Genomic DNA, 22,976 nt, shown 5'->3' with positions numbered 1-22,976 from the left:
GGGTTCCCCTCCATGTCAGCAACGGGCCGCCCATTGGGCGCTCGCCAACAGATATGGGTGCGGGTTACACGGCGTCAGAAAGCGCCTGTCACTGGACCTTTCGGCCCAAAAACGCGGCCAGTTGATCCGCGGCCGCACGCTCGGGTGCACACGGCTGCTCCTCGGCGAAGGGCTTGCCCGGCCCACGGAACTGGGGCCCGACGAGCGCCCGCACGGCGGCGAGTTGCTCGGCCGCCAACTCCGGATCGAGATCCGTCGACTGCCCGGTGGCGGCCGCGAGATCCCACGCGTGGGTCAGCACGTCGGCCGTGCGCAATCCGAGGAAGAGCTGCCCGGGAAGCTGCCCGATCGGCAGCGTGAACATCATGGACATCCCGTCCGGCCCGGCGAAGACCGACTGTGCCGCGGCGGCCGCCGCCCGGTGCGCCGCAACGAGGTCGTCGGGCCGGGCCGGCGGCTCAATCGGGGTTTCCGCCCATTGCCCGACATGCTCGTTACCGCCGATGACGTGTTCGACCAGATCTCGAATCGCCCACTCCGAGCAGGGCGTCGGGGCGCCCAGCTGGTCGGGGCTGACGTTGGCGAGGACGCGGGCGAACGCGTCCTGAGCGCGCTGGTGAGCGGTGAGTGGGTCCATGCTCTAGAAGTCTCCCGCGTTGCGCCGCAGACTTTCAATAGACGACACCAACGCCTGCGATTCGTCGGCCTTCATCCCGATGTCGGCGAACACCTGCTCGTTGAGGGTGACGGTGGCGTCCTCGACGGTGGAGCGGCCGAGATCGGTGATCTGCACCAGCGTCGTCCGGCCGTCGGTCGGATGCGGCACCCGCGCAACCAGCCCGTCGGCCTCCAGCCGGCGGATCGCGTGGGTCACGCTGGTGACGTGAACCTGCAGGCGGTCGGACGCCTTGGTGATCGGCAACGCGCCGGTGCGGCTGAAGGCCAGCAATCGCAGCAATTCGAACCGAGAGAAGCTCAAGTCGTAGGGGCGCAGCGCGGTCTCGACGCGAGCCAGCAGGATCTGATGGGCGCGCATCACCGAGGTCACCGCGACCATCCCCTGCGAAACATCGCCCCACCCGGCACGCTCCCAGTTGGCGCGTGCCGCCGCGATCGGATCACGTTTAGAGGCGGCCACGCCCTTTTCTTACCGCACTTACAGCCCCGGCGTGGACTTTCCCACCGCAGACAGCACCGCCTGCGTGGACGCCCGGTTGCCCACGGTGATGCGCGCGCCGCCGTCCGCGTAGCAGCGAACCTGCAGCCCGCTGTCGGCGAACACCTCGCGCCACAGCCGACCCCTCGACGGCAGGTACACGAAGTTCGCGTGGGCATCGGTGGTGTATATGCCCAGCGCGCTCAGGCGCATCCGGAGATAGCGACGTTCGGCGGTGATCGCCCGGATCCGTTGCAGCAGTTGGTCTTCGGCGTGGTACGACGCCGCGACCGCGGGCAGGCTGGTCATCGCGATGCCGAACGGCAGCTGCTGGGACCACAGCATGCGGGCCAACTCGCAGGACGCCAGGCCGTAACCGATCCGCAGGCCGGCCAACCCGTAGGCCTTGGAGAAGGTCCGTACCACCACGACGTTAGGGAAGCGCCGAACCAGCGCCGCCACGTCGATCCGGTGCTCGGCCGCGGCGAACTCGATGTACGCCTCGTCGAGCACCACGACGGTATCGCGTGGCACTCGGCGCAGGAACCGGAACAGCTGGGCCGCCGGCTCGAGCGTGCCGGTCGGGTTGTGCGGCCGGCACACCACGACGACCCGCGCGGCCGCGGCGGCGTCGGCCAGCCCGTCGAGGTCGTTGTGGCCATGCTCATCGAGCGCAACGGTCACCGACCGCAGCCGCGTCATCTCGGCGATGATCGGATAGCCGTCGAAGGTCGGCGTCGACATGGCGATCGTGTCCCCCGGCGCGGTCAGCGCCTGCAGCGCCTGCAGCACTATCCCGGTCGCGCCGGCGCCCAGCACCACCTGGTCGGTGGGCACGCCGATGCGCCCGGCGATCAGGTTGCGCAACCGCTCGGGCAGAAACTCCGGATAGCGGTTGGCCGCATCGATGGAGCGGATCAATACCGACCGCACCGCCGGCAGCGGTGGAAACGGGTTTTCGTTCAGCGACAACGCATGCGGATCGATCGCGTCGGGAAACGCGTCGTCGATCTCGACCGCCAGCGGGCCCGCGACCATCAGCCTCGTCCGCCCCACCGCACCGCGGCCGCGCCGGCGAAGTCGCCGGCGTGCGCAAAGCCCGCCATCATCACCACGTCGCCCGCCCGGACCTGACCGTCGGATATCGCGCGGTCGAGGTTCACCGGGATCCCGGCGCCGAACAGGTTGCCGCACTCTTCGAAGGTGTCCCGATGACGTTCCTTCGGTAATTCGAGCGCTTCACGCCAGTTGCGCAAGAACGCCCGGTTCGGCTGGTTAGTGACCAGCAGGTCGATCTCCTTGGCGGGCAGGCCGATTCGGTCGCAGACCGCCAGCGCCACCTCGGGGACCTGCCGGTTGCCCCGGGCGAGCACCTTGGTGATCTTGTTTTCGGTGAATCCGATGCTGCCCTCGCCGAGCCCGGCCGCCCACCACTTGCGGGGCGGATCGTAGGAGAGCGTCATCTCACCCGCGTATTCGCCGTAGGTGCGGCACTCGACGTCGAGGATGGACGAGTCGTCACCGACCGTGACCAGTCCGACCGCGGCGCCGTCACCCGGTACCGCCGACTGCGCCTTGCGCCGAATCGTCGGCTGGTCGAAGAACTGACCGGCCGCGTTCTGCGCGATGGCGATCAGCGCGCTATGGCCTTCGCCGGTCGACAGCAGTTTGCGAGCCACGTTGAGCGCCAACACAAATGCGGCACAGCCGCCGTTGTTCAGATCCAGCACCCAGGAGGGCCGCAGGCCCAGCCGGTGAGCGATGCCGCCCCCTTCGCCGTAGAAGGCCATGTCCGGCACCTGGGTGTGGGTGATCAACACGTCCACGCCTTCAACGGCGTCGTGGCCGTGGCGTTCGATCAGCCCCTGCGCGGCTCGTTCGATCATGTCGATCGCGGTCTCGTCCGGGGCGACGTGGTGGCGGTACTTCGGGGCGCGGAACATCACGTTGTCGCGCAGGTCATCGGATTCGGCGAATTGCGCGTAGTACTCGGCGCCGATCGGCTCACCCGGCAGATAGGTGGAGACGTCGATCAGGCTGACGGCGGGCTGGCTCATGGCGTCCTCAGCTCATCCATTTGGGGGTGACCGGAAGGCCGTTGCGGTGGCGGTACTCGGCGATCGCCTTGAGGTTCTTCATCTCCAGCAGGTGACCGGCGCCGAACATGTCCCAGAAGTCACCCACCCACACCGGGCGCCCGGGCGGCGCGGTCTCCGGATAGGGGTTGTGGTCGTAGAACGGGTGGTGGCAATTGGTCCACAGCACAACCGATCCCGGCTTGTCGAGCACCACCTGGGCGTCGATGACGCGCATCAGATAGATCATCCACAGGTGCTTGCCCTGATCCCAGGCGCAGTGGTAGTCGACGGTCCGCGCCTGCTCGTTGACGACGGTGCGGGTGTAGATCTCGGTCTCCGAGCCGAGCCGGTCGTGGGCCAGCCATAGGTCCGGCTCGTCGGTGGTGGTGAAGCCGCGCAGGCTGTACGTCCACTCCTCGAGGCTGCGCGTGTCGGACATGTACTCGAACAGCTCGTCGGGCGGGCAGTCGATGTAATCGTTGACGGTGCAGTATTCGCCGAACACCTGGTCGTGCGGGTACACCGAACGCATCATCTCCATGATGATCGGTGTGGCCTTTTCTCTGGGGCTGGTTTCGATGCGGACGACCCCGTCGATGGGTGTGGGGATGTCCTCAAGCGCTGGCAGCGACATCGGTTCGGTTCTCCTTCGAGGTTGGAATCTTTTCTCGGGCAGTGGCTTTGGCCGGTGTCTGGGCGAGGAACGGTGCGAACGGCGGGATTTCGTCGGCTGCGCACTCGACGCTGACCACCGCCGGCCCGTCGGCGTCCAGGGTCGCGCGCATCGCGGCGGCGAACCCGCCTAGATCGGTCGCGTCAACGGATGTCAGGCCCGGGAACATGGCGGCCAGACCCGCGCCGAGCCGGCTGGGTCGGAATCGGTTGTAGCTGTACAGATCGTCGTAGAACAGCTGCTCGCGGGTCACGCACATGGCGTGGGCGTTGTTGTTGAAGAGCACGAACGTCACCGGCAGCCGGTAATGCACGGCGGTGTGCACCTCCATGCCGTGCATGAAGAACGCCCCGTCGCCCGCGATCACCACGGTGCGGCCCCGGGGCCGTCCACTCGTGGCGCGCCCGAACGCCATCCCGATGCCGGCGCCGAAGCTGTATCCCATGCCGCCCATGCCGAGCGCGACCGCGAATCTGCCGCCGCGGCGCGCGCCGAGGTAATGGATCGCCGCCGCGCCGGTGTTGCCGGCGTCGACCACGATGTCCGTCCCGTCGGGCAGCGCGTCGTCCAGCACCGCCATGGCGTCGCGGTAGCGCACACCGTCGCCCTCGCAGGGCGGCGGCGTCAGTTCGGTGCGCCGCACCACATCGGGCACCCGCACGCCCGTCGGCCGTCCCCGCCCGGACAGCGCCTGGGTGAGCATGCGCAGCGAGCCGCGCAGGTCCTCGGTGTGCACGTGCGTGCACGGAACATACGGCTGCGCCGACCCGATCGAGACCGCCCGCACCGCGGCCAGCGCATCGTCGAGTCCGGTCCGCGCGGTGACCGACAGCCGCGTGCCGACGACGAGGCACACGGCGCTCGCGGCCACCGCTTCGGCCACGCCCGGGTGACCCATCACGCCGGTCACGCCGAGCGACGACGAGGACCCGAGGCCGGGTGTGCCCGCGACGTCCTTGGCGTCCGGCACGGTGGCCACCCGCGCCCGCAACACCGCACGCAGCGCTTCGAGCTCGGCGCGGGCGTTGTCCCGGGCGACCTGCTCGCCCGCGATGATGGTGACCGGGCCGTCGGCCTCCCGCAGCACCGGAACGATCGGAGCCGGGTTGCCGATGGGACGGGGATCATGCGAACTATCGTCGCCGCCATCAAGGTCGACGTATCCCTGCTGAATGTCCTTGGGCAACAACAACACTGCCGGGCCGCCCGTGCGTGCCGCCGCAATGGCCTCCGACAGCGCGGGCGCGATGTCGGCCGGCGAGAGCACCCGCCGGCACGACAGCGACACGGCGGAAAACACCGCCTCGGCGTCCAGCGATCCGTTGCAGCCGCTGGTGTCCTGAAAACTGCCCCGGCCATCCATCGTGGTGGCCGTTTGTCCGACCAGGGCCAACACGGGAACGCGGCTCGTCAGCGACTCCCCGAGGGCCGCAACAAGGTTCAGCGCGCCGCCGCCCGACGTCGCCGCGACCACACCGAGTCCGGCCCCGCTGCGGCTGTAGCCGTCGGCCATCGTGGCGGCGGAAAATTCGTGCTTGGCCAGAATCGCGGTGATGTCGGAGCGGAAATGCGCGGCGTCGTAAAGATCCTCGATGTTGGCGCCGTCCACACCGAAGATGTGGTCGATTCCGATTGACGCGAGACGCTCGACGACGTGGTCGACCACCCGCTGCGTCCGAGGCATGTGTGTAACACGACCGGCGGGTAACTTCAGTTCACCGGGGGTGCGAGATTTACAGCGAGCGCTGCAGCAAGACCTGCCCGGTATCGGCGGCGACCACCTGCACGGCGGCGATCTGGTCGATCGGCGTCGAGATGCTGCCCGCGGGCGTGGCGGTGTGGCCGGGTTCGGCCACCCAGGTCGCCAGCCGGGTCTGGCTGCCGTCGCGACCGACCACGACCATCGCGAGCGTGTCGTGGTGCGCATAAACCGGGGCCAGGCAGACGCACTTCAGGTTGATGAATGTCCCCCAGTGCTGGCTGGACAGCGACACGGTGGAGGTCAGCAGGGTGGTGCCGACCTGCGACATGTCCTGCGCGGACGCGGCCACCTGCTGCGGCGGCGTCGAGAAATGCCCCTGCACGCCGACCAGCACCCCGACCCCCAACACGGCGGCCGCGGCGGACGAGGCCGCCCAGGTCGCCACGCGGTTACGGCGGCGGCGCCAGCGCACCGTCGCCAGCAACGACGGCAACAGCTCGGGCGACATCTCCGGTGGGGCGGCTTGCGTGGGGCCGGATTCGCCGATCGCGGCCACCTCGTCATGGTCGAGTTGCGAGAGCAGGGCGGGCACGCCGCTGAGTTCGGCGACGGCCTCCCGGCACGCCGGGCAGTCGGCCATGTGCGCCTCGAATTCGCGGCGGTCGACGGCAGACAACGACCCGAGCACGTATGCGGCATCCCACATCGCGTAGCGGTGGCTGTCTTCGATAGTCAAGCCAAGTACCTCGTTGTCACCGGGCGGGCCGATGCCCCATTGCGGCGTCCTCATGTCATTCATCTCCCGTCACCCTCAAGTATTCGGAGCCGACGACCGCCCGGATGGGTCCTCGAACACAACCCCGGGCCGTCATCGCGTAACTCCAAGTTCCTGCAGAGTGAGCCGCAATGCCCGTACGGCATAGTGTAGTCGCGACTTCACTGTTCCTTCCGCGATCTCGAGATCCGCAGCAATCTGCGCGGTGGTCCATCCGCGGTAGTAGGAGCGCTCGATGACGGCCCGGTGCTCCGCGGATAGTTGCACCATGGCGTCGGCGATCAGCAGCCGATCGAGCGCCGCGTTCACCTCGTCGGGCGTGGATTGCTCGGGCGCGCCCGCCTCGTCCAGCGAACCGACAACGTTGCGGTACCGCGCGCTGCGCCGGTCGTCGATGATCATGTTGCGGGCCACGGTGAACAGCCACGCCCGCGCCGACCTGTCGGTGTCGCCGATGACTTCGGGATGTTGCCACGCCCGTAACAATGTCTCTTGGACCACGTCTTCCGATTGGCTCGGGTCCCCGGTCAGGCGCAGCGCATAGCGCCATAGGACCGCGGCATGTTCGTCGTAGAGCGCCTTCATCAGAGCGGCTTCGGCAGCGCCGGACGCCCTCCAAGTGCCGGCAACCCGAGCCACTCGATCACCTCCTGCCAACTGGAACGAGTCGAGCAGGTATTTAGTTCACTAAAGCGTCGGGGGTCAGGACGCGAGCGTCAGGATGCGCGGCCCGGTCTCCGTGACCGCGACGGTGTGTTCCCAATGTGCCGCACGTGAGCCGTCGGTGGTGGTGACCGTCCATTGGTCGTCCAGCACGGAGGTTTTGCCGGTGCCGAGCGTCAGCATGGGTTCGATGGCCAGCACCGAACCGGGGGCCAGCAGGGGGCCCCGACCCGGTGAGCCCTCGTTGGGCAGGAACGGGTCCATGTGCATCTGCCGGCCGATGCCGTGGCCCCCGTACCCCTCCACGATTCCGAAGGCGTGGCCGTAGCGGGCCTCGGCGGCATGCGTGCCGGTCTCGATCGCAAACGAGACGTCGGTCAGCCGGTTGCCGGCCACCATCGCCGCGATGCCGGCTTCCAGCGATTCCCTGGTCGCCGCGCACAGCGCTTCGTCGGCCGGATTCAGCGCGCCGACCCCGAAGGTGATCGCCGCGTCGCCGTGCCAGCCGTCCAGGACCGCACCGCAGTCGATGGATACCAGGTCGCCCGGTGCCAGCGTTTCCGCGGCGGACGGGATGCCGTGGACCACCCGGTCGTTGACCGACGCGCAGATCGACGCCGGGTACCCGTGATAGCCCAGGAACGACGGGATCGCGCCGGCTTCGCGGATCACCGACTCCGCGATCTGGTCCAGGCTCAGGGTCGACGCCCCCGCGACGGCCGCGGCGCGCACGGCGTCCAGCGCGGCCGCGACCACGGCGCCGGCGGCGGCCATCGCGTCGAGTTCCGCCGCGCTGCGCTGCGGCACGACCCTGCGACCCCGCAGCCGTGCCAGCGGGCTCATCGCTACTTGCCCAGCGCGTGCAGCGCGCGGGCGAACACCTCGTCCATCGAGCCCACGGCGTCGACGGTCTTCAACTGGTCGCTGTAGTACTCCAGCAGCGGGGCGGTCTCGTCGCGGTAGACGTTCATCCGGTTGAGGATGACGTCGTCGGTGTCGTCGGCCCGGCCGCGGCCCTTGAGCCGCTGGAACAGCTCCTCCTGCGACACCCGGAACTCCAGCACCGCGTCGATGTCGGTGCCGCGGCGTCCGAGCATTTCGTGCAGCGCTTTGGCCTGCTCGAGCGAGCGCGGATACCCGTCCAGGATGAAACCGTTTACCGCGTCCGCATCGCTGAGCCGGTCGTCGACGAGCTGGTTCGTCAGGTCGGAGGGCACCAGGTCGCCGGCGTCCAGGTAGCGCTTGGCCTCCAGGCCGAGTTTGGTGCCGTCCTCGATGTTGCGGCGAAACAACTCGCCGGTGGAGATTTGCGGGATCCCGAGCTTCTCGGCGAGCCGTCCTGCCTGCGTCCCCTTGCCCGCCCCCGGCGGTCCCAGCAAAACGACTCTCACTTGAGGAACCCTTCGTAGTTGCGCTGCATGAGTTGACTCTCGATTTGTTTGACCGTATCCAAACCGACGCCAATCATGATCAGAACCGCTGTACCGCCGAAGGGCAAGTTCTGGACCGCTCCGCCATTGCCGATCTGCAGGAACAGGTTCGGCAGCACCGAGATCGCGCCCAGGTAGATCGAGCCGGGCAGGGTGATCCGGCTCAGCACATAACGCAGGTAGTCAGCGGTCGGCTTGCCCGGCCGGATGCCCGGAATGAAGCCGCCGAATTTCTTCATCTCGTCGGCGCGCTCGTCGGGATTGAAGGTGACGGAGACGTAGAAGTACGTGAAGAAGATGATCAGCCCGAAATAGATGCCGATGTAGACCGGATCGCTCGGATCGGACAGGTAGCTGCCGACGAACTTGTCCCACCAGCTGTTGCCCATGCCGCCACTGCCGCTCCGGATCAGCTGGGTGATCAGGTGCGGTATGTAGATGAGCGACGACGCGAAGATGACCGGAATAACGCCGGCCTGGTTGACCTTGAGCGGCAGATAGGTCGACGTTCCGCCGTACATGCGCCGCCCCACCATGCGCTTTGCGTATTGCACCGGGATGCGGCGCTGGCCCTGCTCGACGAACACCACGCCGACGATGATGATCAGCGCGGCCACGCACACGGCGGCGAAGATGACCCCGCCGCGGCTGTCCAGGATGGTTTTGCCTTCGGACGGGATGCGCGCGGCGATACCGACGAAGATCAGCAGGGACATGCCGTTGCCGATGCCGCGTTCGGTGATCAGCTCGCCCATCCACATCACCAGCGCCGCGCCGCCCGTCATCACCAGCACGATGACGACCAGGGTGAAAATGCTCTGATCGGCGATGATGTCCAGCGAGCAGCCCTGCAGTAGCCCGCCGTTGGCCGCCAGGGCCACGATGCTGGTGGCCTGCAGGACGGCCAGCGCAATGGCCAGATACCGGGTGTACTGAGTCATCTTGGCCTGGCCGGACTGGCCTTCCTTGCGCAACTCCTCGAACCGCGGGATGACCACGGTGAGCAGCTGCACGATGATGCTGGCAGTGATGTACGGCATCACCCCCACCGCGAACACGGTGAGTTTCAGCAGCGCGCCGCCGGAGAACAGGTTGATCAGCGAGTAGATCTGGCCCGCTTCGCCGCCGCTGGCCTCTTTGATGCACTGCTGCACGTTCGGGAAGTTGACGCCGGGCGACGGCAGCGCGGCACCGAGCCGATACAGGACGACGATGCCAAGCGTGAAGAGAATCTTCCGTCTCAGGTCGACTGTCCGCAGCGATGAGATGAAAGCCGAAAGCACTCTTCCTCCTGCGCAGCCGTGGGTGGTCCTCCGTCACGCGCCCAACACCCGCAGGCCAGGACGTACGGCCGCCCTATATCTCCAGCGCGTCAAATCGTGTACGAGACTAACAGCTGATTTGCGTAGGACCTGTCAAGGGCCGTTGAGAGCACAGCAAGCCGACAGCGGCGAGGCGTAGAGTTCTGATGGCTCGTTGCATTTGCTAAATAAGTGGGGAGCGCGATGACACGGACCGATCAAGACAGCTGGGACCTGGCCTCCAGCGTGGGTGCCACCGCGACGATGGTCGCCGCGGCGCGGGCGCTGGCCAGTGGCGGAACCGACCCGATCATCAATGACCCGTTCGCCGCGCCGCTGGTGCGCGCGGTCGGGCTCGATTTCTTCCGCCGCCTGGTCGACGGCGAGATCGTCTCGACCGAAAAGCCGGACGGCGGCGAACGGGACCTGGCGCTGGAGACCGATTCGATCGCGGTGCGCACCCGCTTCTTCGACGATTTCTTCCTGAATGCGGCCCGCGACGGGGTTCGCCAATCGGTGATCCTGGCCGCCGGCCTGGACGCCCGCGCCTACCGGCTGTCCTGGCCGCTGGGCAGCGTGGTCTACGAGGTCGATCAGCCCCAGGTCATCGAGTTCAAGAGCGCCACGATGGCGGCCCTGGGCGCCGCGCCGGCAGCGGACCGGCGAACCGTCGGCATCGACCTGCGGGAAGACTGGCCGGAGGCGTTGCGCGCCAGCGGGTTTGACGTCACGCAGCCGACTTCCTGGAGCGCCGAGGGCCTGCTGATGTACCTGCCGCCCGAAGCCCAGGACCGGCTCTTCGACAACATCACCTCGCTGTCCGCGCCGGGAAGCAAGCTGGCCACCGAATACCATCCCGACTCCGGCGTCGCGATGTCCGACCGCGCGGCCGAATTCAACCAGCGCTGGGCCAATTTGGGCTGCGACATCGACCTGTCCGGACTGTTCTTCGACGGTGAGCGCAGCAATGTCATCGACTACCTGAGCGGTCGGGGCTGGCAGGTGCACTCGCGGCCACGCCGGGAGATGTTCGCCGATTACGGCCGAGTCTTCCCGGACGACGACGAGCTGGCGCAGATGCGCAACATCACCTGCGTCACCGCAACACTCGGTTAGGACGCCCATGACACAGAGCGACACCAAGCGATTCGACGGCGACAGTTGGGATTTGGCGTCCAGCGTCGGAGCCACCGCCACCGCGGTGGCAGCCCGGCGGGCGATGGCGTCCAAGGGGCCGAACCCGCTCATCGACGATCCCTTCGCCGAGCCTCTGGTGAACGCGGTGGGTGTGGACGCCTTCATCCGGATGATGAACGGGGAAATCGAAGTCGCCGAGGACGATCCGGCCTTCACCCCGCGGCGACTCGGTGAGGGAATGGCCGTTCGCACCCGGTTCTTCGACTCCTTCTTCATCGAGGCCGCCGAGGCCGGCATACGCCAGGCCGTCATCCTGGCCTCCGGCCTCGACACCCGCGCCTACCGGCTGCCGTGGCCGTCCGGCACCGTGCTCTACGAGATCGACCAGCCCAAGGTGATCGAGTTCAAGACCCGCACGCTGGCCGACCTCGGCGCGGCCCCGACCGCCGACCGCAGAGCCGTCGGGATCGACCTGCGCGACGACTGGCCGGCGGCGTTGCGCGACAGCGGATTTGACACCACGCGGCCCGCGGCCTGGATCGCCGAAGGCTTGCTGGGGTACCTGCCGCCCGACGCGCAGGACCGCCTGTTCGACAACATCACGGCGCTGAGCGCCGCGGGCAGCAGGCTGGGCACCGGCTACGTGCCGAACATCCGCGAACGCATCGAAAAGCGGGGCCACGAGATCAGCGAGCGCTGGCGGCGCCTCGGATTGGACCTCAACTGGGCCGACTTGGTCTACCCCGGCGAGCGCAACGACGTCGTCGCCTACCTGGGCGACCGCGGGTGGCGGGCGACGGTGCACAGCACGCAGGACCTCTACGCCGCCAACGGTTTTGAATTCCCGGACCAACCGTCCATGGTCGCGTTTGGCGATATCCGCTATGTGTCGGCGGTGCTGACTTAGCCTGACTTAGGCCGACTTAGCCCGGTTTGGCGGCCGGGGTCCGGACCACCAGCGGCACGGCGGGGAAACACCACGCCATCTCCGAGCGCGACTTGCGCAGCGCGGCGGTGCCGTAACCCTTCTTCCGGTGATCGGGGTGAATCCAGATCCGCACATTCACCTCGCCGTTGACCAGCTCGCCGAACACCATGCCGACCTTGTGCCCCGAATCGACGGCCACGAACCACGCCGCCTCTTCGTCGTCGACACGTTGCAGCGCCGCGTGGATCTCGTCGTCGAGGTTGCCCGCCGGTCCGCCGGAGCCGTCGCCGGCGGCGCCGACGTCCTCGGTGCGGGTGGCGAAGATGTCGCGGTCGTGCTTGGCGGAAAAGGGCCGCAGCTGCAGGGTCTCGCCCGAGCTGGCCGGCCGCTCGCCCACCGTGAAGCTCAGCTGTTTGTTCAGGTCCTCGAGTTCGGCGAGGATCTGCCTGCGCGAGTTGATGGTGAGTTGATCGAACGACATGCCCATCACCGCTTCGGCGGCCACGTGCGACGTGTCGAGCAATTTGACGATCGCCTCGACCGCGGCCGCCTTGTCCTCGGACTCGACCACGACGTCGGCGATTTCATGCCTGCGTTCGAGGGCGTTCAACAGGGCGTCGGCGATCTCGCGGCGGGCGGCTTTGCGGTCGTGGTCGGTCATTGCACCAGCCTAGAACGCGCCCGGTGGTATCGCCGGGGGTATCGCTTCAGATCGCCGATTCCCCAGCTCCAGGAACCGGCGATACCGGTCCTCGACCGCCCCCACCCAGGCGGGGTCGGGATCGACGACGCGGTCGGTGGCGGCCCAGCGGGCCGCGTCGTCGATCGTCGTCTCCAGGCCGGCCGCGATGCGGGCGAGGAAAGCCGCCCCCAGCGCCGCGCCCTCGGCGACCGCGGACACCTCGACCGGCCGGCCGGTAGCGTCGGCGATGGCTTGCATCCAGGGCTGTAGCCGGGTACCACCGCCGGTGGCGACGATGCGCGATACCGACGCGCCGCTGAGCTCGATGAGCTGACGAACGACGAAGCCCGACGCCTCGTATGCGGCCCGGCGCAGCGAGGCGGCGTCGTGGGTGAGGTCCAGGGCGTCGAGCACGGCGCGCCGGTCCGGGTCGTGGAACGGCGTGCGCTCCCCGCGAATGTACGGCGACCACACCGGCACCCGGCGCGGGTCGACCGACTCGGGGTCACCCGGCCCGAGGAGGCGATCGACCCAGCCGAGGAACAGCCCACCGGCATTGCTGGCGCCGCCGATCTTGCTCAAGCCGGGGGCGGTGTGCGGGATGGTCCACAGGCCGGGCACCTGCCGTGACTCGGGGATCGTGTTCCACACGATCAGGGTGGTGCCACACAGCACGAGGACGTCGCCGTCACGGTCGGCGCCGGCGACGATCTGTTCACACAGCGCGTCGATGGCGCCGATCGCCAATACGGCGTCCGTCCCGGGGAGCTGCCCGGCGGCCGTCCCGATCGTCTCCACCCGGGGCATCTGCTCGACGGTCGCGCCGCGGTCGGCGCATGCCGCCGGGTCCCAGCCCGTCCCGTCGAACAGCGGGAAGGCGGTGGCCGCCGTGGCGACGTCGATCAGCGCTTCGCCCGCCAGGGCGTGGTTGGCCACCGCCGGCGCCGGCCAGTATCCGGCCGCGCCGGGGGCCTCGGCGGCCGTCCAGCGCAGGAACTCGGCGGCCTCGCCCAGCGCCGGCAGCGGCTGCTGGTCGGCGCCCGGCAACCGGCCCCTCTCGTCGCCGTACAGCAGTCCCGGTGTCAGCGGCGTGCCCGCGGCGTCGACGGCGGTCAGCGAGGGGACCATCGCCGCGACGGCCACCGCCCTCGCATCCGGGCGGTCCAGCTGCGCAAGGGCAGCCAGCGGGCCCCGGCGCCAGGCCCCGTCGGCGTCGTGTTCCAGCCGGTTGGGCGCCGGCACCCGCAAGGCGTGCGGAATCCGCACCCGGGCCGCCACCCGGCCGTCGGCGTCCGCGGCCACCGCCTTGACCGCGGTGCTGCCCACGTCGACGCCGATTGTCAGGCCTTCACGTGACACGGGCGTCACCGTACGCCAGCATTGGGGTTCGTGACGTCAAGACCGCGCGCCTTGGTGACCGCCCCGCTGCGTGGACCGGGGTTCGCCAAGCTGCAGGAGCTGGCCGACGTGGTGTACGACCCGTGGATCGACCAGAGCCCGCTGCGCATCTATGGCCCGGAGCAGCTGGCCGAGCGGATCACCGCCGAGGCGGCCGATGTGGTTGTGGTGGAAAGCGACTCGGTCCACGGCCCGGTGTTCGACTTGGATTTGCGCGCGGTCGCGTCCACCCGCGGCGACCCCAACAACGTCGATGTCGCCGGCGCCACCGCCGCCGGGATACCGGTGCTGAACACCCCGGCCCGCAACGCCGACGCGGTCGCCGAGATGACGCTGGCGCTGCTGCTGGCCGCCACCCGCCACCTGCTGACGGCCGACGCGGATGTCCGCGGCGGCAACATGTTTCGCGACGGCATGATCCCGTATCAGCGGTTCCGCGGCTGGGAGATCGCCGGGCTCACCGCCGGGCTGGTGGGCCTCGGCGCCGTCGGCCGCGCGCTCCGCTGGCGGCTGGAGGGACTGGGCATGCGCGTCATCGCCTACGACCCGTACAACGACGAAGCCCGCCATGGCCTCGACGAACTGCTGGGTGAGTCCGACGTCGTCTCGCTGCATGCGCCGGTCACCGACGACACGGCCGGGATGATCGGCGCCGAGCAGTTCGCTGCGATGCGCGACGGCGTGGTCTTCCTCAACACCGCGCGGGCTCAGCTACACGACACCGACGCGCTCGTCGACGCCCTGCGCGCCGGCAAGGTGGTCGCCGCCGGCCTGGATCACTTCGTCGGCGAATGGCTGCCGACCGATCACCCGCTGGTGGGCATGCCCAACGTCGTCTTGACCCCGCACATCGGGGGCGCCACGTGGAACACTGAGGCTCGGCAGGCGCAGATGGTTGCCGACGACCTGGAAGCGCTGTTGTCCGGCAAGACACCCGCCAATATCGTCAACCCGGAGGTGCTGGCCTCATGAAGTTCGTTGACAACCCGGAAACCGCGGTGCTGGACGCCGCCAAGGACATGCTGCGCCGGGGCCTGGTCGAGGGAACCGCCGGCAACATCTCGGCCCGGCGCTCCGACGGCAACATCGTCATCACGCCGTCGTCCGTCGACTACCAGGACATGCAACTCGACGACCTGGTGCTCGTCGATCCCGACGGCGCTGTGCTGAACGCCGCGGAGGGCCGGGCGCCGTCGTCGGAGATGAAGCTGCACCTGGCCTGTTACCAGGCCTTCGACGACATCGGCAGCGTCATTCACAGCCATCCCGTCTGGGCGACCATGTTCGCCATCGCGCACGAGCCGATTCCCGCCTGCATCGACGAGTTCGCGGTCTATTGCGGCGGCGACATTCGGTGCAGCGAATACGCGGCCTCCGGCACACCGGAGGTGGGGCTCAATGCGGTCAAGGCGCTCGAGGGGCGGGGCGCGGCACTGATCGCCAACCACGGCCTGGTGGCCGTGGGGCCGCGCCCCGACAAGGTCATGCACATCACCGCGCTCGTCGAGCGCACCGCGCAAATCGTCTGGGGCGCAAGGGCTCTCGGAGGGCCGGTGGATATCCCCGAGGACGTGAACCGCAACTTTGGGATGGTCTACGGCTATCTGCGCGCCAACGCCTGATGGGCCGGGTCCGGTTCGGCCGCGCGAGCGTGGCGCGGGTGCTGGAGCTTCCGCTCAACTTGGGGACCCGTTTCTTCCCCGGGACTCCACCGTCGGGGTGGCGGGACAACGCGGACCTGTTGGTGCCGGACTTCTTCGATCCCGACGCCGATCAGTGGCACGCCGCGGTCCAGAGCTGGGTCATCGAGGTTGACGGGCTGACCGTCGTCGTGGACACCGGCGTGGGCAACGACCGCGAGCGCCCGCACATGCCCTTCCTGGACCACCTGAACACCGGGTTCCGGGCGGCGCTTCAGGCGGCGGGCATCGACCGCAACGCGGTGGACGTCGTGGTCAACACCCATATCCATTCCGACCACGTCGGCTGGAACACCATGCGCGAGAACGACACCTGGGTGCCGACCTTTCCCAACGCCCGATACCTGGTACCGGCCGCCGATTACCACCACTTCTCGCCGGATGGACCCGCGGGCCAGGAGCCCGGCAATCAACTCGTCTTCGCCGACAGCGTCGTGCCCATCGGTGGGCAGATCGTGCAATGGTCGGATGACTATCGGATCAGCGAGTCGCTACGGCTGCGGCCCGCGCCCGGCCACACGCCGGGTTCGTCGGTGCTCTGGCTGGATGCCGGTCGGACCGCGGTTTTCGTCGGCGACCTCACGCACAGCCCGCTGCAGCTGCGCCGACCCGACGACGCCTGCGCCTTCGACGTGGACGCCCCGGCCGCCGCGGTCACTCGCCGCCGGATATTCACCGAGGCCGCCCGCGCGAACGCCGCCGTGATACCCGCGCACTATGCCGGCCGCGGTGGTGCGACGATCCGCGCCGTCGACGATCGCTTCGACGTCGACTACTGGCTGGACATCGAATCGCTGTGACGCCATTCGCGGGGCGAGGCGCCGTGCGCCCGGCCGAATAGCCGGCTGAAGTAGCCGGGATCGGGCACGCCGACCCTTCTGGCAACCTCCGCGACCGGCAGGTCGGTTTCCGCGAGCAACACGCGAGCCGTGGCCATGCGGCGTTCGGTGATCCACTCCCCGACGGTGCGTCCGGTGCGGCGGCGCACCACGGTGGTCAGGTGTCCCGGGGTCATGCCGAGTTCGCCGGCGACGTCGCGCAGCGACAACGCCTCGGCATGACGCCGGTCGATCACGTCGAAAACCTCGGCCAGCAGCGGTACGCCGCTGCGCCGCAGCTCGGCCACCACGGGCCCGGCCAGCCGCGCGAGGTCGATCAGCAACAGGGTCAGATGTGCCAGCGCTGCCTGCCGATAGCCGCCCTGCCGTCCGGCCAGTTCCGCTTCGATCGAACTGATCGCCGCGTCCCACGCCGATCGCCGGGCCTGGGGCAGCTCCAGGCGCAATATCCCGCCGACCTGGCCGTGCAGGAACGGGAACAGTAGCGGGTGCGCCCGCCACGCCGGCCAGGGCGATCGCGCGTCCTCCCCGAGCGCGGCGGGGTCGAAGAACACGGCGACCCCGGCGTCGCGAAGCTCCAGCCGCCCGGGTTCGAGCACCCGTCCCGCAGCCGCCACATGGACCAGACCGGCCGCGGGGAGGTACCAAAGCGCCGGAAAGTCGTGAATGTGGCGACCGCGCTCGACGAAATCCTCGGGCCCCGACCGCACCACCGACACCGGCGGCGTGTCCGGATCGGTGCGGTACGCATAGATCGGCACGCCAGCGCGCTGCCGAACCATCCGAGCTGGCCGTGTCATGCCGCCAAAGATAGTCCTACTTTCACCGATGATCACCCAATTCTCGGTCAGTCCACCGGTTCACCATGGATTCCGTGACGAAACATCATCCACATGATTACCTGCCCGCCGCCGGCCACGACGCGCTGCTGCCCTGCTACGACCTGATCTCACGCCTGCTGGGCATGAAAAGGGTCCACGAGGCCGTCATCGCACAGGCCGAGCTCGCCGACTGCCGTCGTGTGCTGGAAATCGGCTGCGGCACCGGCAATCTCATCATTCGGGCCAAACGCGGCTACCCCCAGTTGGACGCGGTCGGGTGCGACCCCGACCCGCGGGCGCTCGACCGGGCGCGGAGAAAGACGGACGGGATCCGCTTCGAGCGGGGCTACGCCGAGCGGCTGCCGTACGCCGACGGCGAATTCGACCGGGTGCTGTCGTCGATGATGCTGCACCATGTGAGTGACGACGCGAAAACCGCTGCGGCGGAGGAGATCTTCCGGGTACTGCGCCCCGGCGGCAGGCTGCACCTGGTCGATATCGGCGGCGACGCGGCCACCGACCACGGCCTGATGGCGCGGCTCATCAGGCGCAGCCCGCACGCGGCCGGCAATCTCGGCGACGCGATTCCGCGCCTGTTGCGCGGAGCCGGTTTCGACTGCACCGAGGTCGCCACGCATCGGCAACGCGTGGTCGGACGGCTCACGTACTATCGCGCGACCCGCCCCTGAGGGTGCCCGTTACGCTCGTCAAGCATGGCGCCCTACCGAGTGGTTCAGTGGTCAACCGGCAACATCGGAAAGCGAGCGCTCGGCATCCTGCTCGACCGCGACGACTTCGACGTGGTGGGCGTCCACGCCTTGGGCGCGGACAAAGTGGGGCGCGATGCGGGGGTACTCGCGGACCGGCCCCCGACGGGAGTCACCGCGACGAACGATGTCGACGCGTTGCTCGACCTCGCGCCCGACTGCGTGAACTACATGCCGCGCGCCATCGACTACGAACTGGTGGAACGGATGCTGCGCCGCGGCATCAACGTGGTCACCACCGGAGACTTCGTGACCGGCACCCATCACCCCGTCGAACTCCCGGCGCTCGAGGAGGCGGCGCGCCACGGCGGTGCGACCTTCCTGGGCACGGGATTCGAGCCGGGCTTCATCAACGTCGTCGCCGGCTTCCTCACCGGCGCGTGTGCGCGGGTGCGCAGCGTCAAGCTCGTCGAAACCCTGGACTGCACCACGTATCCCGTACCAGACGTGTGGAAAGTACTCGGATTCGGCAAACCGCCCCGCGAGCCGGTGACTCACCTCGACCCGGCGACGCAACGCTATGGCCTCGGCTACTTCGAGACGCTGGACATGATCGCCACCATGCTGGGTACGGAACTCGACGCCAAGGAGGCGTTCGTCGAGCCCGCGGTGCTCACCCGCGATCTGAATCTGGGCTGGGTGGACTACGCCGCAGGCACCGCCGGGGGCCAACGGCGCACCTATCGCGGCTATCGCGGCGGTCGCCCGGTGGTCGAGCTGGCCATCTGCTGGACCATGAGCGACGACGCGCTCGAGCCGAAATGGACCGACCCCAAGGGTTTTAGCGTCGTAATCGAGGGCGAGCCATACGTCGACGCGACGATCCGGTTCGGCAAGCCCGGCGAGGACGTGATGACCGTGTTGATGGACAGCACCGCCGTCGCGGCCGTCAACGCCATCCCATTCTTGTGCGACGCACGACCGGGCGTCATCACCCCAATCGACTTGCCCATCACCGGATCCCCGGGAGCGCTGGTCTAGCGCTGGTCGAACGCGACCTTGACGGCGCCGCTCTCGCCCTGGTTGGCGATCGCGAGGAAGGCGTCGCGCCACTGCTCGAGCCGGAAGGTGTGGGTCAGCATGGGCCCCAGGTCCACCCGGCCGGCGCGGACCAGGTCGAGGTAGTGGGCGATCGCGTGCTGACGCCGCCCTTCGACCTCCTCGATCCCGAACGCGTTCGACCCGACCCAGCTGATCTCCTTGAAATACAACGGACTCCACTCCCACCGGCCGGGCGCGTGCACGCCGGCCTTCACCAATGTCCCCCGGGAGCACAGGACCCGCACCCCGACCTCGAACGTCTCGGGCTTGCCGACGGTGTCGTACACGACGTCGATCGGTCCCGGGTAGGCCATGGGCAGACCCTGCAGCGGTTGACGCAGCCGGCCACCGCCCCACGCCACGAGCTCTTCGATGACGGCCAGACGCGGTTCGTGCGCCAGCACTTTGGCAGCCCCGAACCGTCGGGCCAACTCCGCCTGGGCATCGAAGCGCGCCACCACGGCGACTGCCACCTCGGGATACAGCGCCCGCAGGATCGCGACCGCGCACAGCCCCAGCGAACCGGCGCCGTACACGAGCGCCCGGCCCGAGCGGGGCGGCGGGTGGCGGGTGATCGCGTGCAGGGACACCGAAAACGGGTCGGCGAACACGGCCAGCTCGTCGGGAATCGAGTCGGGAACGCCGAACAGCATGCTGTCGTGGGCGGGCATCAGCTCGGCGTATCCACCGGTGACATCGGCGGACACCCCGGTGTGGATGCCGGGCTTGATGTCGCCGTCGGTGAAGCTCCAGCACAGGCTGTAGTCGCCGCTTTCGCAAGCGGGGCAGGGCGGTTCGATGCCGCGCGGCCCGCAGGACAGCCACGGGTTCAGCACGACCCGCTGCCCGATCTCCAGCCCGCGCGCCTGGGGCCCCACGGCGACCACGTCGGCGACCACCTCGTGGCCCATGACTTGCGGGAAGGAACAGAACGCGGCCATCGCGTTGTCGACGTCGTCCTCGCCGAAGTCCATCAGGATCTGCTTGGAGTCCGAGCCGCAGATGCCGGTCAGGCGGGGGCGGGTGATCACCCAATCCTGATGCGGCAGTTGCGGATCCGCCAACTGCCGCAGTGCGACCGGGCTGTGGGTCAGTGCGTCGTCGGGTCCCGGCGACGGCTCCGGCGGGACGCCATAGACGAGCGCCTTCACCGCGGCGCCATCGCGGCCGTGCCCGCAATGAACGCATCGAGGTCGGCGTTCTTGGCGTCCACGACGGCCTTCATGTCCGGCACGTAGTGCTCGAAGGTGTCGCTGCCCAGGGCGTCGATGATCCCCTCGGCCACCACGTCGGCGGCCACCTTCGGGCCCTGGTAGAGCGGCTCCTCGCTGCCCGGGTGATTCCAGATCTCGGTGTCGACCGGGCCGGGCTCGATAAGCTTCACCAAGACCCCACTGCCGTGAAGGTCCACGGCCATCGCCTCGCTCCAGCCGCACAACGCGAATTTGCTTGCACAATAGGCGGTTTCGTGGATGATGCCGAGCCGCCCGCCGACGCTGGACACGTTGACGATCAGGCCCGACCCGCGCGCCAGCATCCGCGGCAGCAGCGCCAGCGTCAGGCGCATCGGCGCGAAGAAGTTGACCCGCATGACGCTCTCCACCTCGTCGGGATCCAGCTCGGTGACGGGCCGGCGTTTCGGCATCGCGGCATTGTTGATCAGCACGTCGATGCCGCCGAGGACGTCCCACGCACGCAGCGCCAGGTCGCGCAGGGCCGCGGTGTCGGCCAGGTCGGCCACCCACATCGCCGATTCCGGCGCGCTCCCCCGGCAGTCGGCCAGCACCTCGTCGAGGCGAGCGCGCCGGCGGGCGATCAGTCCCACCACCGCTTCGCGGGCGGCGAGTTGTCGCGCCAGGGCCGCCCCCAGACCCGACGACGCGCCGGTGATGAGCACCCGTTTGCCCGCTGCCGCGTATGCCATCAGTCAAGGTTGCCGCGAAATGGAATAGGCGTACAGTGGTTGGCGCTTGTTATATTGGCTAAATATTAGACTGACTACATCCGGGTAGGGGAGAACATGACTTCCACGAGATATGAGGGCGACACCTGGGACCTGGCATCCAGCGTCGGCGTGACCGCGACGATGGTCGCGGCGGCCCGGGCGGTGGCGAGCCGGGACGACCGGCCACTGATCGACGACCCTTACGCGGAGCCGCTGGTCAGAGCGGTCGGCGTCGACCTCCTCACCCGGCTGGCGACCGGCGAGGTGAGCCCGGACGAGCTCAACGACGTGCACGACGGCACCGCGGAATCCGCGGGGTCCCCCGGGGCCATGTCGCGGATGGCCGACAACATGGCCGTGCGCACCAAGTTCTTCGACGAGTTCTTCATCGACGCGACGAACGCCGGCATCGAGCAGGTCGTGATCCTGGCGTCGGGCCTGGATTCCCGCGCGTACCGACTGCAGTGGCCGGCCGGGACCGTCGTCTACGAGGTCGACCAGCCGCAGGTCATCGAATTCAAGACCCGCACGCTGGCCGAGCTGGGCGCCGCGCCCACCGCCGAGCGGCGAACGGTCGCGGTCGACCTGCGCGACGACTGGCCCGCCGCGCTGCGCGGCGCCGGATTCGACCCAGCCCGGCCGACCGCGTGGAGCGCCGAGGGTCTGCTCGGCTACCTCCCGCCCGAGGCGCAGGACCGCCTGCTGGACACCGTCACCGAACTCAGTGCCCCGGGAAGCCGGTTCGCCACCGAGAGCGCACCCAACCCGCAGCCCGGGGACGAGGACAAGTTGAAGGAACGCATGCAACGCATCGCCGAGCGCTGGCGTGCGCACGGCTTCGATCTCGACATGGCGGGGCTGGTCTACTTCGGTGAGCGCAACGAGGCGGCTCCCTACCTGGCCGATCACGGCTGGGCAATCAACGGAATCAGCATCCGAGAGCTGTTCGCGGACAACGGACTTCCACCCTTTGACGACGACGACACACGCATGGGCGACATGGTTTACGTGAGCGGGTACCTGAAATGACAGTCGACTCGGGACGCAGCGACGGCGACAGCTGGGGACCGGCGCACAGCGTGGGAGCGACCGCGACCATGGTCGCCGCGTCCCGCGCCGTGGCGTCGCAGGGACCCGATGCGCTGCTCGACGATCCACTCGCCGATCCCCTGGTCCGCGCCGTGGGGTTGGATCCCTTCGTCCGCATCGTCGACGGCGAACTCGACTTCGAGGACGACCCGCTGTTCAACCGCAAGGCGCGACGCGAGCAGATCGCGGTGCGCACCAGGTTTTTCGACGACTTCTTCACCGGCGCCACCAACGACGGTGTCCGGCAGGCGGTGATCCTGGCTTCCGGGCTGGACACCAGGGCCTACCGATTGCCGTGGCCGGCGGGCACGGTGGTCTACGAGATCGACCAGCCGCAGGTCATCGCCTTCAAGACCGGCACGCTGGCCGGTCTCGGCGCCTCCCCCACCGCCGAGCACCGCCCGATCGCGATCGACCTGCGCGACGACTGGCCCGCGGCGTTGCGGGAGAGCGGCTTTGACGTCGGGCAGCCGACCGCGTGGAGCGCCGAAGGCCTGCTGCCCTATCTGCCCCCGGAGGCACAGGATCGACTGTTCGACAGCATCACCGCGCTGAGCGCGCCGGGCAGCCGGCTGGCCACCGAACACGTACCCGACCCGAACGCGTTTACCGACGAGCGGTTAGCGCGCATCAGCGAGCGGTGGCAGCGCTTCGGTTTCAACCTCAACGCGGCCGACCTGTTCTACCGCGGTGAGCGCAACGTAGTCGTCGACTACCTGAACGGCCACGGATGGCAGGTGACGGCCCATCCCGCCCGGGAATTGTATGCCCGCAACGGGTTTGAGTTCCCTGAGGACGCGATGGCCGCCGCCTTCGGTGACTTGAGCTACGTGGCCGCGACCCTGCAGTAG

Annotated in this window: 25 protein-coding genes; 9 read left to right on the top strand and 16 right to left on the bottom strand. The window is 68.7% G+C overall.

Features of this window, described 5'->3' with window-relative positions; all coding sequences use genetic code 11:
- Positions 1-88: 88 nt before the first annotated feature.
- The 11 genes from ACQI5H_RS02575 to secY form a co-directional block, all read right to left on the bottom strand.
- Positions 89-637, bottom strand: a complete 549-nt coding sequence (locus ACQI5H_RS02575) for a TIGR03086 family metal-binding protein (RefSeq protein WP_427077852.1) — start codon at positions 635-637, stop codon at positions 89-91.
- A gap of 3 nt (positions 638-640) precedes the next feature.
- Positions 641-1,138 carry a MarR family transcriptional regulator gene (locus tag ACQI5H_RS02570; protein WP_427077851.1) on the bottom strand — a complete coding sequence of 166 codons (498 nt, stop codon included), beginning with the start codon at positions 1,136-1,138 and terminating at the stop codon, positions 641-643.
- A gap of 18 nt (positions 1,139-1,156) precedes the next feature.
- A complete protein-coding gene (locus tag ACQI5H_RS02565) occupies positions 1,157-2,194 on the bottom strand; it encodes a pyridoxal phosphate-dependent aminotransferase (RefSeq protein WP_427077850.1) in 1,038 nt (345 codons plus the stop codon).
- Positions 2,194-3,213 (bottom strand): 3-oxoacyl-ACP synthase III family protein, encoded by a 1,020-nt coding sequence (locus ACQI5H_RS02560; protein ID WP_427077849.1) that lies wholly within the window; start codon positions 3,211-3,213, stop codon positions 2,194-2,196. The genes ACQI5H_RS02565 and ACQI5H_RS02560 overlap by 1 nt, the downstream gene beginning before the upstream one ends.
- A gap of 7 nt (positions 3,214-3,220) precedes the next feature.
- Entirely contained in the window at positions 3,221-3,868 is a 648-nt protein-coding gene (locus ACQI5H_RS02555; protein ID WP_427077848.1) for an SRPBCC family protein, read from the bottom strand.
- Positions 3,849-5,591, bottom strand: a complete 1,743-nt coding sequence (locus ACQI5H_RS02550) for a thiamine pyrophosphate-binding protein (RefSeq protein WP_427077847.1) — start codon at positions 5,589-5,591, stop codon at positions 3,849-3,851. Before ACQI5H_RS02550 ends, ACQI5H_RS02555 begins: the two co-directional genes overlap by 20 nt.
- Before the next feature lie 49 nt (positions 5,592-5,640).
- The gene (locus tag ACQI5H_RS02545; RefSeq protein ID WP_427077987.1) at positions 5,641-6,399 is read right to left on the bottom strand and encodes an anti-sigma factor family protein; all 759 of its coding nucleotides are present in this window, start codon (positions 6,397-6,399) and stop codon (positions 5,641-5,643) included.
- A gap of 78 nt (positions 6,400-6,477) precedes the next feature.
- Entirely contained in the window at positions 6,478-7,023 is a 546-nt protein-coding gene (locus ACQI5H_RS02540) for a sigma-70 family RNA polymerase sigma factor (protein ID WP_076061581.1), read from the bottom strand.
- Positions 7,024-7,086: 63 nt separating this feature from the next.
- The gene (gene map / locus ACQI5H_RS02535; RefSeq protein ID WP_427077846.1) at positions 7,087-7,890 is read right to left on the bottom strand and encodes a type I methionyl aminopeptidase; all 804 of its coding nucleotides are present in this window, start codon (positions 7,888-7,890) and stop codon (positions 7,087-7,089) included.
- A 2-nt stretch (positions 7,891-7,892) separates the two neighbouring features.
- Complete coding sequence (locus tag ACQI5H_RS02530; protein ID WP_427077845.1) at positions 7,893-8,438, bottom strand: adenylate kinase; 546 nt, start codon at positions 8,436-8,438, stop codon at positions 7,893-7,895.
- Positions 8,435-9,760 carry a preprotein translocase subunit SecY gene (gene secY / locus ACQI5H_RS02525; protein ID WP_076126277.1) on the bottom strand — a complete coding sequence of 442 codons (1,326 nt, stop codon included), beginning with the start codon at positions 9,758-9,760 and terminating at the stop codon, positions 8,435-8,437. The genes ACQI5H_RS02530 and secY overlap by 4 nt, the downstream gene beginning before the upstream one ends.
- A 222-nt stretch (positions 9,761-9,982) precedes the next feature.
- On the opposite strand from secY, the gene ACQI5H_RS02520 reads away from it, so the two are divergent.
- Together ACQI5H_RS02520 and ACQI5H_RS02515 are read left to right on the top strand one after the other, a co-directional pair.
- Positions 9,983-10,894, top strand: coding sequence for a class I SAM-dependent methyltransferase (locus tag ACQI5H_RS02520; RefSeq protein WP_427077844.1), 912 nt, complete (start codon positions 9,983-9,985; stop codon positions 10,892-10,894).
- 7 nt (positions 10,895-10,901) lie between these two features.
- On the top strand, positions 10,902-11,822 hold the full coding sequence (locus tag ACQI5H_RS02515) for a class I SAM-dependent methyltransferase (RefSeq protein ID WP_427077843.1): 921 nt from the start codon (positions 10,902-10,904) through the stop codon (positions 11,820-11,822).
- A 16-nt stretch (positions 11,823-11,838) separates the two neighbouring features.
- Here the strand turns inward: ACQI5H_RS02515 and ACQI5H_RS02510 are convergent, their stop codons facing one another.
- Positions 11,839-12,504: a GNAT family N-acetyltransferase gene (locus ACQI5H_RS02510; RefSeq protein ID WP_427077842.1), complete on the bottom strand. Its 666-nt coding sequence runs from the start codon at positions 12,502-12,504 to the stop codon at positions 11,839-11,841.
- Positions 12,505-12,513: 9 nt separating this feature from the next.
- Positions 12,514-13,884, bottom strand: coding sequence for a xylulokinase (locus ACQI5H_RS02505; protein WP_427077841.1), 1,371 nt, complete (start codon positions 13,882-13,884; stop codon positions 12,514-12,516).
- A gap of 30 nt (positions 13,885-13,914) precedes the next feature.
- On the opposite strand from ACQI5H_RS02505, the gene ACQI5H_RS02500 reads away from it, so the two are divergent.
- From ACQI5H_RS02500 to ACQI5H_RS02490, 3 genes are read left to right on the top strand one after another with little or no spacing between them, the layout of a single operon-like run.
- Entirely contained in the window at positions 13,915-14,895 is a 981-nt protein-coding gene (locus ACQI5H_RS02500) for an NAD(P)-dependent oxidoreductase (protein ID WP_427077840.1), read from the top strand.
- Complete coding sequence (locus ACQI5H_RS02495) at positions 14,892-15,545, top strand: L-fuculose-phosphate aldolase (protein ID WP_427077839.1); 654 nt, start codon at positions 14,892-14,894, stop codon at positions 15,543-15,545. The genes ACQI5H_RS02500 and ACQI5H_RS02495 overlap by 4 nt, the downstream gene beginning before the upstream one ends.
- Positions 15,545-16,423 carry an MBL fold metallo-hydrolase gene (locus ACQI5H_RS02490; protein ID WP_427077838.1) on the top strand — a complete coding sequence of 293 codons (879 nt, stop codon included), beginning with the start codon at positions 15,545-15,547 and terminating at the stop codon, positions 16,421-16,423. Before ACQI5H_RS02495 ends, ACQI5H_RS02490 begins: the two co-directional genes overlap by 1 nt.
- On the opposite strand, the gene ACQI5H_RS02485 is transcribed toward ACQI5H_RS02490, so the two are convergent.
- On the bottom strand, positions 16,396-17,262 hold the full coding sequence (locus tag ACQI5H_RS02485; protein WP_427077837.1) for a helix-turn-helix transcriptional regulator: 867 nt from the start codon (positions 17,260-17,262) through the stop codon (positions 16,396-16,398). The genes ACQI5H_RS02490 and ACQI5H_RS02485 overlap by 28 nt on opposite strands.
- 74 nt (positions 17,263-17,336) lie before the next feature.
- On the opposite strand from ACQI5H_RS02485, the gene ACQI5H_RS02480 reads away from it, so the two are divergent.
- Together ACQI5H_RS02480 and ACQI5H_RS02475 are read left to right on the top strand one after the other, a co-directional pair.
- Positions 17,337-17,972 carry a class I SAM-dependent methyltransferase gene (locus ACQI5H_RS02480; protein ID WP_427077836.1) on the top strand — a complete coding sequence of 212 codons (636 nt, stop codon included), beginning with the start codon at positions 17,337-17,339 and terminating at the stop codon, positions 17,970-17,972.
- Positions 17,973-17,996: 24 nt separating this feature from the next.
- On the top strand, positions 17,997-19,031 hold the full coding sequence (locus tag ACQI5H_RS02475; protein WP_427077835.1) for a dihydrodipicolinate reductase: 1,035 nt from the start codon (positions 17,997-17,999) through the stop codon (positions 19,029-19,031).
- Here ACQI5H_RS02475 and ACQI5H_RS02470 read toward each other — a convergent pair.
- Together ACQI5H_RS02470 and ACQI5H_RS02465 are read right to left on the bottom strand one after the other, a co-directional pair.
- Positions 19,028-20,242 (bottom strand): zinc-dependent alcohol dehydrogenase, encoded by a 1,215-nt coding sequence (locus ACQI5H_RS02470; RefSeq protein WP_427077834.1) that lies wholly within the window; start codon positions 20,240-20,242, stop codon positions 19,028-19,030. The two genes, ACQI5H_RS02475 and ACQI5H_RS02470, sit on opposite strands and share 4 nt — an antisense overlap.
- Positions 20,239-21,015 (bottom strand): SDR family NAD(P)-dependent oxidoreductase, encoded by a 777-nt coding sequence (locus ACQI5H_RS02465; protein WP_427077833.1) that lies wholly within the window; start codon positions 21,013-21,015, stop codon positions 20,239-20,241. The genes ACQI5H_RS02470 and ACQI5H_RS02465 overlap by 4 nt, the downstream gene beginning before the upstream one ends.
- A 96-nt stretch (positions 21,016-21,111) precedes the next feature.
- Between ACQI5H_RS02465 and ACQI5H_RS02460 the strand changes: the two genes are divergently transcribed.
- Together ACQI5H_RS02460 and ACQI5H_RS02455 are read left to right on the top strand one after the other, a co-directional pair.
- Complete coding sequence (locus ACQI5H_RS02460; RefSeq protein WP_427077832.1) at positions 21,112-22,065, top strand: class I SAM-dependent methyltransferase; 954 nt, start codon at positions 21,112-21,114, stop codon at positions 22,063-22,065.
- Positions 22,062-22,976 (top strand): class I SAM-dependent methyltransferase, encoded by a 915-nt coding sequence (locus ACQI5H_RS02455; protein WP_427077831.1) that lies wholly within the window; start codon positions 22,062-22,064, stop codon positions 22,974-22,976. Before ACQI5H_RS02460 ends, ACQI5H_RS02455 begins: the two co-directional genes overlap by 4 nt.

It is taken from the genome of Mycobacterium heidelbergense, from assembly GCF_050205645.1.
In the GTDB taxonomy this organism is placed as follows: domain Bacteria; phylum Actinomycetota; class Actinomycetes; order Mycobacteriales; family Mycobacteriaceae; genus Mycobacterium; species Mycobacterium heidelbergense_A.
The sequence above is the reverse complement of the archived record's forward strand: the minus strand, read 5'-3'. Positions and strand labels throughout refer to the sequence as shown.

Excerpts from the sequence above, each read along its gene's own strand:
- ACQI5H_RS02575 (WP_427077852.1), bottom strand. The coding sequence starts at position 637 with ATGGACCCACTCACCGCTCACCAGCGCGCTCAGGACGCGTTCGCCCGC.
- ACQI5H_RS02565 (WP_427077850.1), bottom strand. The coding sequence starts at position 2,194 with ATGGTCGCGGGCCCGCTGGCGGTCGAGATCGACGACGCGTTTCCCGAC.
- ACQI5H_RS02560 (WP_427077849.1), bottom strand. The coding sequence starts at position 3,213 with ATGAGCCAGCCCGCCGTCAGCCTGATCGACGTCTCCACCTATCTGCCG.
- ACQI5H_RS02555 (WP_427077848.1), bottom strand. The coding sequence starts at position 3,868 with ATGTCGCTGCCAGCGCTTGAGGACATCCCCACACCCATCGACGGGGTC.
- ACQI5H_RS02550 (WP_427077847.1), bottom strand. The coding sequence starts at position 5,591 with ATGCCTCGGACGCAGCGGGTGGTCGACCACGTCGTCGAGCGTCTCGCG.
- ACQI5H_RS02545 (WP_427077987.1), bottom strand. The coding sequence starts at position 6,399 with ATGAGGACGCCGCAATGGGGCATCGGCCCGCCCGGTGACAACGAGGTA.
- map (WP_427077846.1), bottom strand. The coding sequence starts at position 7,890 with ATGAGCCCGCTGGCACGGCTGCGGGGTCGCAGGGTCGTGCCGCAGCGC.
- ACQI5H_RS02520 (WP_427077844.1), top strand. The coding sequence starts at position 9,983 with ATGACACGGACCGATCAAGACAGCTGGGACCTGGCCTCCAGCGTGGGT.
- ACQI5H_RS02515 (WP_427077843.1), top strand. The coding sequence starts at position 10,902 with ATGACACAGAGCGACACCAAGCGATTCGACGGCGACAGTTGGGATTTG.
- ACQI5H_RS02510 (WP_427077842.1), bottom strand. The coding sequence starts at position 12,504 with ATGACCGACCACGACCGCAAAGCCGCCCGCCGCGAGATCGCCGACGCC.
- ACQI5H_RS02495 (WP_427077839.1), top strand. The coding sequence starts at position 14,892 with ATGAAGTTCGTTGACAACCCGGAAACCGCGGTGCTGGACGCCGCCAAG.
- ACQI5H_RS02490 (WP_427077838.1), top strand. The coding sequence starts at position 15,545 with ATGGGCCGGGTCCGGTTCGGCCGCGCGAGCGTGGCGCGGGTGCTGGAG.
- ACQI5H_RS02485 (WP_427077837.1), bottom strand. The coding sequence starts at position 17,262 with ATGACACGGCCAGCTCGGATGGTTCGGCAGCGCGCTGGCGTGCCGATC.
- ACQI5H_RS02475 (WP_427077835.1), top strand. The coding sequence starts at position 17,997 with ATGGCGCCCTACCGAGTGGTTCAGTGGTCAACCGGCAACATCGGAAAG.
- ACQI5H_RS02465 (WP_427077833.1), bottom strand. The coding sequence starts at position 21,015 with ATGGCATACGCGGCAGCGGGCAAACGGGTGCTCATCACCGGCGCGTCG.
- ACQI5H_RS02460 (WP_427077832.1), top strand. The coding sequence starts at position 21,112 with ATGACTTCCACGAGATATGAGGGCGACACCTGGGACCTGGCATCCAGC.
- ACQI5H_RS02455 (WP_427077831.1), top strand. The coding sequence starts at position 22,062 with ATGACAGTCGACTCGGGACGCAGCGACGGCGACAGCTGGGGACCGGCG.